The organism is Tardiphaga sp. (assembly GCF_025356345.1).
GTDB lineage: Bacteria > Pseudomonadota > Alphaproteobacteria > Rhizobiales > Xanthobacteraceae > Tardiphaga.
Genome location: NZ_JANXTC010000084.1, coordinates 1 through 12,238, shown reverse-complemented (window position 1 = coordinate 12,238; position 12,238 = coordinate 1). Strand labels below are relative to the sequence as shown.

Genomic DNA, 12,238 nt, shown 5'->3' with positions numbered 1-12,238 from the left:
CAAAAACGTCGTTGCCTGATACGGTCCCGGCTCCGCGGAGCGGCATGGCGGCGATGCAAGGGCATCGCCTGAGAATGCCGCACCGCGTCCGGGACACGAGTCCGATCTTTCATATCTCAGGATCAGCCAAAAGGCCGGTCGCAAACTCGCAATGACGGGCTTTACTACCTCGCTCGCGCCTTCGCATTCAACGCCGCGGCCACCCGGCTGACCGGCGGGCGGCCGATCAGCGCGCTGATGGTGTTGGTGGCGGCGAGCAGTTTCTCCATATCCACGCCCGTCGCGATCCCCATGCCTTCCAGCATGTAGACCACATCCTCGGTACCGACATTGCCGGTGGCGCCGGGCGCGTAGGGGCAGCCGCCGAGGCCGCCGGCGGCGCTGTCGATAATGCGAGAGCCCTCCTCCAGTCCGGCATAGAGATTGGCCAGCGCCTGGCCGTAAGTGTCATGAAAATGCATCGCCAGATTCTGCATCGGCACCTCGCCGGCGACCGCGCGGAGCAGCTGCCGCGCCTTTGTTGGCGTACCGACGCCGATGGTGTCGCCAAGTGAGACCTCGTAGCAGCCGAGCTGCCACAGCCGTTTCGAGATATCGACCACAGAGTTCGGAGCGATATCGCCATCATAGGGACAGCCGAGCACGCAGGAGACGTAGCCGCGCACCTTGATGCCATCCGCCCTGGCACGTTCGATCACCGGCCTGAAGCGCTCGATCGACTCCGCGACGGAGCAATTGATATTGGCGCGGGAAAATCCCTCGGAGGCCGAGGCGAATACCGCGATAACTTTTGCACCGACCGCCCGTGCGCCCTCATAGCCCTTCTCATTGGGCACCAGCACGTGGAATTCGCCGGGCAGATCGCGCACGCCGCAAAATACCTGGTCCGAGCCCTGCATCTTCGGGATCGCCTTCGGCGATACGAACGACCCGACCTCGATCGTGTGCAGCCCGGCGGCGAACAGCGCCTTCACAAAACCGATGCGGGCCTCGACGCTGACCGGCATCTGCTCGTTCTGCAGTCCGTCGCGCGGACCGACTTCGATGATGCGAACGGAATTGCTCATGCCGGCTTGGCTTCCGTGAACGGCTCAACCACCGCGAGCTCGACGCCTTCCTGGACGATGTCGCCGACCTTGCATTTGAGCCGCGTCAGCACGCCGGCAAATGGCGCGCGAAGCGTCTGCTCCATCTTCATGACTTCGAGGGTCAGGATCGCCGCGCCCTTCTCCAGCGTCGCGCCCTGCTCGGCCAGCAGCGCCACGACGGTGCCGGGCAGCGGCGCCACGATCCTGTCATCGCCGACCTGCTCCTCGTCGTCGCCGCCAAACGGATCGACCCAGTGGATATCGAACCGGCCGTTCCGCGTCCGCAGATAGAGTTCGTGGCCTTCGATCACGGCCACGATGCGGGAGCGCGTTCCGTCGAGCGTCAGATCGAAATGACCGTCGCGGGCGACCGACGACGTGAAGGCAAATGCCCGATCGCCGATGACGATCCGCGCCGGACCATTGCCATAATGCAGCACGGCCCTGTGCTGATCGACACCATGGCGAAATTCGAACACGCGTTGCCGCCGCCCGACCGGCATCCAGCCCGCCGTCTGCCACGGCGAGGTGACGCCGGACTGCGCGGCCTGTTCGGCGCCGATGATCGCGGCAATAGCGGCGCAACATTCGAGGTCGCCGGGCGCGGCTGCCGGCGGCGTGAGCGCCGCCAGTTCGCGCTCGATGAAGCCAGTGTCGATGGTGTTGGCGCGAACGTCGGCATGCGTCACCAGCGCCGACAAAAACGGGATGTTGGTGACGATGCCACGGACGTCGGTGTCTTCCAGGCCGCGGTTAAGGCGGTCGATCGCGGCGTCGCGCGTCGGCGCCCAGGCGATCACTTTTGCCAGCATCGCGTCGTAATTCGGCGACACGCTGTCGCCCTCGCGATAGCCGGCATCGATACGCAGACCGTTGGTTTCCCCCGGCGTCCGCCAAGTGGTGATACGACCAACCGACGGCATGAAATTCTTGTGCGGGTTTTCCGCATAGACCCGCGCCTCGATGGCATGGCCGTTGAGCTTGATCTGGTCCTGCGCCAGCGGCAGCGTCTCGCCGAACGCGACGCGCAACTGCCACTCTACGAGGTCGATGCCTGTGATCAACTCAGTGACGGGATGCTCGACCTGCAAGCGGGTATTCATCTCGATGAAGAACACATCCTTGCCGTCGGAGACAAATTCGATGGTACCGGCACCGACATAGCTGACGGCGGCCGCCGCTTGTCGTGCCGCAACACAGACCGCTTCGCGCTGGGCCGCATCGAGCGTCGGCGATGGTGCCTCCTCGATCACCTTCTGGTGGCGGCGCTGCAGCGTGCATTCGCGCTCGAATAGCGAGACCAAATTGCCATGGCTGTCGCCGACGATCTGCACCTCGATGTGGCGGGGGTTATCGACATATTTCTCGATCAGCATGCGGTCGTCGCCGAACGCCGCTTTCGCCTCGCGCTTGGCGCTGACGATGGCGGCCGCGAGTTCGCCAGCCGAGCGCACCACGCGCATGCCGCGGCCGCCGCCGCCGGCGGAGGCTTTGACCAGCACCGGAAAGCCGATCTTGCCAGCCTCTTCCGCCAGCGTCGCCTCGTCCTGCGCCTCGCCATGGAAGCCCGGCACCAGCGGCACCCCGGCCTTCTCCATCAATTGCTTGGAGCCCGACTTCGAGCCCATCGCGGTGATCATGGCGGCGGTCGGGCCGACAAAGACCAGCCCGGCATCGGCACAGGCCTGCGCGAAGTCGGCGCTTTCCGACAGAAAGCCGTAACCGGGATGGATCGCCTCGGCGCCGCTGGTCCGCGCGGCCGCGATCACCCTGGCGATGTCGAGATAGGACTCGCGTGCCGGGGCGGCGCCGATCCATACGGCATCATCCGCCTCGGCGACATGCATCGCATCGCGATCGGCATCGGAATAGACGGCGACGCTGCGCAGCCCCATGGCGCGGGCGGTGCGAATGACACGGCAGGCGATCTCGCCGCGGTTGGCAATCAGCAGCGTGCGAAAACGCTGGTACAGTGCGGGTGAAGTCATCATCACATCCTGAACAGGCCGAAGCGGGTCGGTTCGATCGGCGCATTGGCCGAGGCCGACAGGCCTAGCCCCAGCACCAGCCGCGTATCGGCGGGATCGATCACGCCGTCATCCCACAGCCGCGCGGTGGCGTAATACGGGCTGCCCTGGGTCTCGAACTGGTCGCGGGTCGGCTTGCGAAAGGCTTCCTCCTCTTCCGCCGACCAGGTGCCGCCCTTGGCCTCGATATTGTCGCGGCGCAGGCTGCTCAGCACCATCGACGCCTGCTCGCCGCCCATCACCGAGATGCGGGCGTTCGGCCACATCCACAGGAACCTTGGCGAATAGGCGCGGCCGCACATGCCGTAATTGCCGGCGCCGTAGGAGCCGCCGATCACGACGGTGAATTTCGGCACGCCGGCGGTCGCCACCGCGGTGACCAGCTTGGCGCCGTCGCGGGCGATGCCACCGGCCTCGTATTTCTTGCCGACCATGAAGCCGGTGATGTTCTGCAGGAACACCAGCGGGATGTCGCGCTGGCAGCACAGCTCGATGAAATGCGCGCCCTTCAGCGAGGATTCGCTGAACAGGATGCCATTATTGGCGATGATGCCGACCGGAAAACCCCAGATATGCGCGAAGCCGCAGATCAATGTCGTGCCATACAGCTTCTTGAACTCGTCGAATTCGGAGCCATCGACGATCCGCGCGATGATATCGTGCATGTCGAACGGTTTTCGCGCGTCGGCGGGAATCACGCCGTAGAGTTCGTCAGCCGAATACAGCGGATCGCGCGGCGGCTGCGAATTGAGGTCGGCACGCTGCGCGGGCTTCAGGGTGGCGACGATCTTGCGTGCGATGCCGATGGCATGGCCGTCATTCTGCGCATAATGGTCGGTGACCCCCGACTGCCGCGAATGCACGTCGGCGCCGCCGAGTTCTTCCGCGGTGACAATTTCGCCGGTGGCCGCCTTCACCAGCGGCGGGCCGCCGAGAAAGATGGTGCCCTGGTTGCGCACAATGATGCTCTCGTCGGACATCGCCGGCACGTAGGCGCCGCCCGCGGTGCAGGAGCCCATCACGATGGCGATCTGCGCAATACCCTGCGCCGACATCTGCGCCTGATTATAGAAGATGCGGCCGAAATGGCGCTCGTCCGGAAAGATCTCGTCCTGCTGCGGCAAGAAGGCGCCGCCGGAATCCACCATGTAGATGCAGGGCAGGTTGTTCTGCCGTGCAATATCCTGCGCGCGCAGATGCTTCTTCACCGTCATCGGATAATAGGTGCCGCCCTTGATGGTGGCATCATTGGCGACGATCATGCATTCGCGCCCCGCGACGCGGCCGATGCCGGTGACCAGGCTGGCGGAATGCACGTCGCCACCGTAGAGGCCGTGGGCGGCGAGCGGCGACAGTTCCAGGAAGGCGGTGCCGGGATCGATCAGCAGATCGACGCGCTCGCGCGCCAGCATTTTGCCGCGCGCGGTGTGCTTGGCACGGGAGGCCTCGCCGCCGCCGCCGGCGACCGCGCCGAGCTTGTCGCGCAGCTCCGCGAGCTGCGCCTGCATGGCTTCCACGTTACGCTTGAAATCGGACGAGGTGGCATCGAGGGTCGAGCGAAGCGGCATCGGCTTCCGTTTCCTGCATTTTTGTTTTTATTATTGACGCGCCCCGTGACGGGGGATGCCGCGATGGTGTCACTGCCAGGAGGTCGCGCGCAACCCTAACTTTCGGAGATTGTCTGTAGGGTGGGCAAAGCGCGGCGTGCCCACCTATTCTCTGGACGCAGCAACGCGTGGGCACGGCGCGAGAGCGCCTTTGCCCACCCTACGCAGGCGACTAACCCACCCTGCGAACGGCTAGTGCGTCCAGGGCTCGGTGCGGCGGAAGGCAAAATTGTCGGAATAGGCGATCGTGCGCGGCGCCCGCACCTTGGGCTCGATCACCTGATAGGCGATACCCTCGCGCTCGCAATAGGCGACCGCCTCATCCTTGCTCTCGAAATGCAGGCTGAGCTGCTGCTTCATGTCGCCGGAGGAGGTCCAGCCCATCAGCGGCTCGATCACCCGGGCCTGCTCGGGCTCGTAATCCAGCTGCCATTCCCGGGTCTTGGCGAGGCCGGCCTGCATCGCGTTCTTGGCGGCCTTGAAGATGCGTGCGGTCATTTGATGCTACAGCCTGAAAAGATGCGACATTGCGCCAAATTGGTGGAACCGGCGGTCTCGATGTAGTTAATTGTCACGTACAGAACGTGATTCCGCCGTTAGGCGGCTCTTGGAGTTTGGTATAATCTTTCCGCGGCGTCGTGACAATCGGGGCGCGGAACTGGTTATCTCCCTATATTGCTTTCCACCACCCCTGCCCTGAATTCCGCAATCGAACGGCTCCCATGGACATCCAGGCCATTCTCCCCCCCAAAGGACGCGACCTGCGGCTGGACCTGTTCCGCGGCATCGCCAACTGGGCCATTTTCCTCGACCACATCCCCGACAATGTGGTGAACTGGATCACCACCCGGAATTACGGCTTTTCAGACGCCGCCGACCTGTTCGTGTTCATATCCGGCTACACCGCCTCGTTCGTCTACGCCAAGATGATGCTGGAGCGCGGTTTCATCGTCGGCGCCACCCGGCTGTTCAAACGGGTCTGGCAACTTTACGTCGCGCACGTCATCCTGTTCGTGATCTACATCGCGGCGATCGGCTATGTCGCGCAGCGCTACAACGATCCCGACATCATCAACGAGTTCAACGTCGCCGGCCTGGTCGACAACCCGATCCAGACCCTGACCCAGGGCCTGCTGCTGAAATTCAAGCCGCTCAACCTCGACGTGCTGCCGCTATATATCGTGCTGATGGGGTTCTTCCCGCCGGTGCTGTGGATGATGCTGCGCAAGCCGGACCTGACCATGCTGGCCTCGCTGGCGCTGTATTTCGCCGCCCGCCAGTTTGGCTGGAACCTGGCGGCCTATCCGTCCGGCTCATGGTATTTCAACCCCTATACCTGGCAGCTGCTGTTCGTGTTCGGCGCCTGGTTCGCACTCGGCGGCGCGGTCGAATCGCGCTCGGTGATCAAATCGAAAGTGCTGCTGTATTTCGGTCTGGCCTATCTGGTGTTCTCGCTGGTCATGACCATGGCCGGGCGGTTTCCGGATTACGGCCACATGATGCCGGAATGGCTGTTCGAAGCCTTCAATCCCAATGACAAGACCAACCTCGCGCCGTACCGGGTGCTGCATTTCGTCATCATCGCCTTCTTCGTGACGCGGTTCGTCTCGAAGGAATGGCCCGGGCTGCAGTGGCGGATCTTCCAGCCACTGATCAAATGCGGCCAGCAATCGCTGGCGGTGTTCTGCGTCGGCGTGTTCCTGTCGTTCGTCGGCCACTTCCAACTGATGATGAGTTCGGGCTCGCTGATGGCCCAGCTGTTCGTCAGCGCCTCCGGCCTCGCGCTGATGAGCTGCGTGGCCTATTATATTTCGTGGTCGAAGAAGCAGGACAAGCCGCTGCCGAAGCCAGCTCCGCCGTCATCGACGTCGAACGCGGCCTGAGCGCCACGAAAAAGGGAGGGCTTGTGGCCCTCCCCGATCTCGCTGCGACGTCTGCCGCCTACCAGCGGCCACCGCCATAGCCACCGCCGTAACCGTAGCCGCCACCATAGCCATAGCCGCGACGCGGACGATCATAGCCGCCGCGAAATCCATAGCGGGGGCCACCGCCATAATAACGCGGGCCGCCATAGCCATAGCCGTAATTCGGGCGCCGGAAACAGCGGCCATATTCGTCGCAGACCAGCCGAACCTGTTCGATATGGCCAGCCGGACCGGCGCCGTTTACCACGACAAGTCCGTTCGGCATCGCCGACGCCGATCCCGCCGCGAAAGCAACTCCGCCGAGCGCAACCAGACCGGCGAACGCATATTTCAACTTCATTTCAAAAACTCCTCGTTAGGCATCTGGAACGCGCCGTTCTGGGAATGGTTGCGGCGGCTGGCCATGTTCCAAAATCAACCTATCCATGCGTGAATGAACCGGCGCTGAACGGCCGCGAGGCTCGGCCCGATCAGTTCGATCGCGTCAAGGCGGGTTCGCTGGCGCGATCGAAGAACGCCTTCTGCTCGGCCGTGGCTTCCAGCAGCTGGGCATCCTGATCGTAGATGTCGCGGCGGAACTGCACGACATTGTCGCGGCTCATCCACCCCGTGAGATAGATCCACGCCACCGGCACCTTCTTCACCAGCCTGACATCCTGACGTTGCCCGGTGGCAATCGCCGCATCGATTTCGGGGCGCCCCCAGTTCGGCGTGTCCTCGAGCAGCCATGTGGCGAGATCGCGGACATTGTCGACCCGGACGCAGCCATGGCTATCGAAGCGGTAATCATCGCTGAACAGGTTCTTCTGGTTGGTATCATGCATGTAGACCGCATAGGCATTCGGCATGTCGATCCGCAACTGGCCGAGCGCATTCCACGCCCCCGGCTCCTGTCGCACCGTGACGTTCGGCGTCTTGTCGGCCGACCAGTCGATGCCCGAGGGATCAAGCACGCCGTCCTTCGAATCCAGCACCTGCATGTGCATGCGGCTGAGATAGGTCGGGTCCTTGCGCATATGCGCGGCGACTTCGTTCCTGGTAATCGACGCCGGCACCGTCCAGGTCGGATTCAGATTGATGGTGCCGATCTCCGACGTCACGGTAGGCGACGGCTTGTCGGTCTTGCCGACGATCACCCGATAGCGCCGCACCACGATGTCGTTCTCGACCGCCTCGGCATAGGCGCCCGGCAGATTGACGACGACATAGCGCGGGCCGAATTTGAAGCCGATCGCGCCGACGCGCTGCAAGGATGCCTCGAGCTGCTCGATGCGCTTGGTCACGGGGACGTTCAACGCGACCATCGTGCGCGGACCGACATTGCCGGTTGCCAGCAAGCCGTGACGGGTCTGGAAACGCTTCACACCAGCCACCAGCGCGGCGTCAAACGGTCCCTTGGCTTCCGACGAAGCGAGGTCGCCGGAAATCACCAGCCGGTTGCGAAGCATTTCGTCCCGCGGACCGGCCGTGCCGATGGCGAATTTGGCGTCGGTCGGAATTTGCGGCCAGCCGCCAAGCTTCTCGATCAGCGAATAGGCCTCGATCGCCTCGACGAGGCGGCGCGCGGACCCGGGATCGAAGGTCGCTTCGCTGGACTGCGCCAGCGCCGCGGCCGAGCGGGCTTCCGGCGTCAGCGCAGCGGCCACTTCGGAAGTCTTCGCCGCGGCGGAGACCGGCGCCACCGTGCCGACCGCCTGCCCCCGCGCCGCTCCGATGCCACCTTGCAGCATCAGGGTCGTCAACACCATCATCGTGCGTTTCATTGTCGATCCCTGCCCGTCATGCGTGCGGCAGAATAGATCGAGACCGGAAACGATTCGTTAACTACGTCAGCGTGGCTGGCCGTCTCCCTGCGCCCTGCGCGTGTAGAGATGGAATCCGCCATAGATGCCGGAGCGGTCCGCAGCGAGCCCTGCTTCGCTGCGCGCCGCGTCGCGCTGCCAGGTATCGCGGAGCGAAGCCATCTCCGCGCCGTCCAGCGGCGACTCCGCGCCGGCGGTGCGGAAGATCACGCGGACGCCGTCATTGCCGGCGCGGTCGATCGCATTCCACAGCGCGCGGATTTCATCCGGCGCCATCCAGTCCTGCGAATCCAGCAGCACCACGGCATCGATCTGCCGCGCCGGCAGGCTCTCCAGGAAAACGCGCAGATTGGCGTGCACCGGCGTCACGAGTCCCGCGCCCTTCACCATGCTGGCAAAGCGGCTCTGCTGCAGATAGAGCGGCAGGCATTTGTCGCCGGGGCCGACATAGCCGCGGCCAAGCGCCTGCCAGGCGAAATAATTGGTGTCGTTGGGATGCACGTCGATCAGCCGCAACAGCCGCTGGTGCAGCACCTCGTTGAGCGGCTGATCGCCGCCCAGCAAACTGCGCTGCTGTGGCGGGATACCGAGGCTGAACAACAGCGCAGGCGTGCGCGTCATCATCCGGGCGAGGCGCGAGTGAAACAGCCGGTGCAATTTGTCGAGCGCCCGAATCCGCGCCGGAGACTTCGCATCGTCCTTCAGCAGCGCGCCAAGATCGATGCGCGCGATCTTCGCCAGCTGATGCGCGAAGCCGATGAAGCGGCCGAGCGCGCCGTGACGGAAGAAGCCGTCGGTGAAATAGGAATAACGTGGCTTGCCGCGGACATCGCGTTCGTCCCAATAGCCGCGCGCCTCGGCGTCGAGCGCGGGGCGCAGCCGGTCGCGATAGATCGCGGCATTATCGAGCGCGTTGCCTTCGCCAAAGAATTTCCAGAACGTCGCATAGTCCGGCAGTGCGCGCAGGCCGGCGAGCTTCAGTTTCAGCAGCGACAGATGCGCCTCATTGAGATCGATCGCATAGATATGGGCGGGCTTGGCGGCGAGATAGGACAGCGCGTTGCAGCCGCCGCTTGAAATGGTGAGGATGGTCGCGCCTTCGGGAAGCCGCAGCGCCGCCAGATCAGCCTCGGGATCTTCCCATATCTGGGTATAGACCAGACGACGAAACCAGAACGCGAACAGCCGGTCCCAGAGTGTGGCTTCTTCATGCGTCCGGCTGTTGCGAACGGCGTCGGCGATCAAATGCGTGTTCATCGGTTCCTCGAATCCACCATTTGAAACAATTATCAATCGTAGACTGCGGTTTTGCGACACGGACATCCTGTTTTGTGCAAAACGCCGCATTGCCCTGTCACACCTCCGTCGTGTTGCGATGAAAAGCATGGTGCCTGTGCGGATGCCATGAGGTGATACCATGACGATTGTCTCCGATTACGACGATGGCGCCGAACGTTCATGGCCGACGGAAGCGACGCGGCGCATGAACCGGATGTATCGCTGGCAGCGCTTTATCTATGATGCGACCCGACGCTATTATCTGCTCGGCCGCGATCAGTTGATCGATGGCCTGAAGCCCGCCGCCGGTGCCACCTTGCTGGAGATCGGCTGCGGTACCGGCCGCAACCTGATCCATGCCGCCCGCCAATATCCGGATGCCCTGTTCTACGGCATCGACATCTCCACCGAGATGCTGACCACGGCGATCGCCGCGATCAAACGCCGGAACCTCGGCGACGGCGTGCGTGTCGCCCATGGCGACGCCACCGCGTTCGACCCGGCGGCGCTGTTTCGCGTGTCGGCCTTCGACCACATCATGATCTCCTACAGCCTGTCGATGATTCCCGACTGGCACGCCGTGCTCGACAATGCGGTGTTGCGGCTCAAGCCGGGCGGCCAGTTGCACATCGTCGATTTCGGAGATCAGGATCGGCTGCCGCGCATGGCACGTCATTTTCTGCTGCGCTGGCTGGCGCTGTTCGACGTCACGCCGCGGCAGGATTTGCAGGATGTCCTGACCAAGGTAGCGAGCCGTCACAAGGCCGAGCTTGCTTTCGAGCGCCCGTTCCGCGGCTACGCGCAATCCGCCATGCTGACGATGCCTAGCCGGGACCGCTGAGCCTGCGGCGGCCGACGGCACGGCGCGCCTCGACCGCGCCGAACAACAGCAGCGCCAGGACGAATGGCGTCAGATGATAGAACAGCCGGAACAGCAGCAGCACCGCCAGCAACTGCTCGCGGTGCTCGCCGCCCAGTCCGATCAGGATCGTGGCGTCGAATACGCCGATCCCGGCCGGCGCGTGGCTGGCAAAGCCGAGCAACGTGGCGGCGATGAACACCGCCATCACCCGCGCCATGCCGATATCCAGCGCCTCGGGAATCAGCACATACATCGCCAGCGCCGCGGCGCCGAGGTCGATCAGACCGATGCCGATCTGCAGGAACACGTTGCGCCCGCTCGGCAGCGGCACCGACCATCCGCGACGGCCGCATACCCGGTTGCCGCGCCAGGTCCAGCCGATATAAAAAACGATGCCGAGCAACGCGGCGGCCGCGATCGACTGATTGAGGACGGGCGCCAGACGGTCGATCCGGCTGATCGCGTCGGGCTCATGGAGCACGCTGAGGCCGAGCGCCGTGAGGTTGCCAAGCCAGAAGGTCAGGCCGGTGAGAAAGCTGATGCGCGCGACGTCGGCGACGCCGATGCCATAGCGCGCATAGATGCGATAGCGGATCGCCGATGACACCAGCAGCACGGCGCCGGTGCCGTGCGCGATCGGAAAGCTGGTGAAACTCGCCAGCGCCGCGACGCGGAACGGAATGTCGCCACGGCCGAGAATACGCAGTGCGAAGCGGTCATACAGCGTCAGGCTGCCATAGGAGATCGCGACCAGTGCCAGCGACAGCGCGATGCTGGCGGGCGACGTCCGCTGCACGGCGACCAGCACCTCGGCGAAATCGACGCCCTTCAGCGCGCTGCTGAGCGCCATGAAGGCGATCACGGCGATCGCGAGACTGATCGCAAAGCCAAGGCTCTTCCAACCGAAGCGCCTGCCCCAGTCCCGGATCGCAGACAGTGCGGCGGTCATCACAGCAATCTGCCGTCAGGGCCGAAAAACGGATGCGGACCGTCGAATTCCCCGATCGGCATTTGGTGGGTGACGAGCCGGCCTAAACCATCAGCGGGAAACCAGGCGTGCAGATGAAACGCCGGCGGCTCGACCGTGAATGACGGCTCGATCAATTCGCCAAGGTCAAGGGCAACAGCGTGATTCGGCGCCGGGCAGATCGTGGCGGCGACGCCTGCGAAGATCGTCAGCGTCGCGCGGTGAACATGGCCGGCGGCCAGCAATCGCACGCGGGGGTGGTTGCGCAGCAGCGGCTCCAGTTCATCGGCGTTGAAGAGGTTCTGCACGTCCATATGCTCGATGCCGGTCAAAAACGGCGGATGGTGCAGGAATAGCAGCGCCGGACGCTGCGCGGATGACAAGGTCGCCTCCAGCCACCGCAGGGTCCCGGTTTCCAGTTCGCCATGCGGCTGGCCGGCCACGCTGGAATCGAGCAGCACGATGTCGAGCCCCTCGACCTGACGCATCTGGTTGAGCGCGCCGGAGGTGGCGGCATAGGCCTGGTCCGGAAACGCCGCACGCATCAGGTCGCGCGAATCATGGTTGCCGGGAATGCTGATGAAGGGAATTCGAAGCGGTGCCAGTAATTGCCGGAGGTGGTCATATTCCCCGGCAGTCGGCGTGTCCGCGAGATCTCCGGAGATCACCACCAGATCCGGCC

The 12,238-nt window shown here is 64.0% G+C and carries 11 protein-coding genes; 2 read left to right on the top strand and 9 right to left on the bottom strand.

Annotated features, from left to right (window positions below; genetic code table 11):
• Positions 1-164 precede the first annotated feature (164 nt).
• The 4 genes from Q0S16_RS04665 to Q0S16_RS04650 form a co-directional block, all read right to left on the bottom strand.
• The gene (locus Q0S16_RS04665) at positions 165-1,067 is read right to left on the bottom strand and encodes a hydroxymethylglutaryl-CoA lyase (protein WP_295845595.1); all 903 of its coding nucleotides are present in this window, start codon (positions 1,065-1,067) and stop codon (positions 165-167) included.
• Positions 1,064-3,076, bottom strand: a complete 2,013-nt coding sequence (locus Q0S16_RS04660) for an acetyl-CoA carboxylase biotin carboxylase subunit (protein WP_295845593.1) — start codon at positions 3,074-3,076, stop codon at positions 1,064-1,066. The genes Q0S16_RS04665 and Q0S16_RS04660 overlap by 4 nt, the downstream gene beginning before the upstream one ends.
• A 2-nt stretch (positions 3,077-3,078) precedes the next feature.
• On the bottom strand, positions 3,079-4,683 hold the full coding sequence (locus tag Q0S16_RS04655; RefSeq protein WP_295845592.1) for a carboxyl transferase domain-containing protein: 1,605 nt from the start codon (positions 4,681-4,683) through the stop codon (positions 3,079-3,081).
• Between the two features lie 231 nt (positions 4,684-4,914).
• Positions 4,915-5,220, bottom strand: a complete 306-nt coding sequence (locus Q0S16_RS04650; protein WP_295845590.1) for an ETC complex I subunit — start codon at positions 5,218-5,220, stop codon at positions 4,915-4,917.
• A 224-nt stretch (positions 5,221-5,444) separates the two neighbouring features.
• On the opposite strand from Q0S16_RS04650, the gene Q0S16_RS04645 reads away from it, so the two are divergent.
• Positions 5,445-6,605: an OpgC domain-containing protein gene (locus Q0S16_RS04645; protein ID WP_295845588.1), complete on the top strand. Its 1,161-nt coding sequence runs from the start codon at positions 5,445-5,447 to the stop codon at positions 6,603-6,605.
• A 58-nt stretch (positions 6,606-6,663) separates the two neighbouring features.
• On the opposite strand, the gene Q0S16_RS04640 is transcribed toward Q0S16_RS04645, so the two are convergent.
• The 3 genes from Q0S16_RS04640 to Q0S16_RS04630 form a co-directional block, all read right to left on the bottom strand.
• The gene (locus tag Q0S16_RS04640; RefSeq protein WP_295845586.1) at positions 6,664-6,987 is read right to left on the bottom strand and encodes a hypothetical protein; all 324 of its coding nucleotides are present in this window, start codon (positions 6,985-6,987) and stop codon (positions 6,664-6,666) included.
• 130 nt (positions 6,988-7,117) lie between these two features.
• Entirely contained in the window at positions 7,118-8,410 is a 1,293-nt protein-coding gene (locus Q0S16_RS04635; RefSeq protein ID WP_295845585.1) for a L,D-transpeptidase family protein, read from the bottom strand.
• 66 nt (positions 8,411-8,476) lie between these two features.
• Positions 8,477-9,706, bottom strand: a complete 1,230-nt coding sequence (locus Q0S16_RS04630) for a BtaA family protein (protein WP_295845583.1) — start codon at positions 9,704-9,706, stop codon at positions 8,477-8,479.
• 160 nt (positions 9,707-9,866) lie between these two features.
• On the opposite strand from Q0S16_RS04630, the gene Q0S16_RS04625 reads away from it, so the two are divergent.
• On the top strand, positions 9,867-10,568 hold the full coding sequence (locus tag Q0S16_RS04625) for a class I SAM-dependent methyltransferase (RefSeq protein WP_295845580.1): 702 nt from the start codon (positions 9,867-9,869) through the stop codon (positions 10,566-10,568).
• On the opposite strand, the gene Q0S16_RS04620 is transcribed toward Q0S16_RS04625, so the two are convergent.
• Both Q0S16_RS04620 and Q0S16_RS04615 read right to left on the bottom strand, forming a co-directional pair.
• On the bottom strand, positions 10,552-11,538 hold the full coding sequence (locus tag Q0S16_RS04620) for a YbhN family protein (RefSeq protein ID WP_295845577.1): 987 nt from the start codon (positions 11,536-11,538) through the stop codon (positions 10,552-10,554). The genes Q0S16_RS04625 and Q0S16_RS04620 overlap by 17 nt on opposite strands.
• Positions 11,538-12,238 (bottom strand): phosphodiesterase (locus tag Q0S16_RS04615; RefSeq protein ID WP_295845574.1); only part of this gene is annotated, 701 nt, incomplete at its 5' end. The genes Q0S16_RS04620 and Q0S16_RS04615, both read right to left, overlap by 1 nt.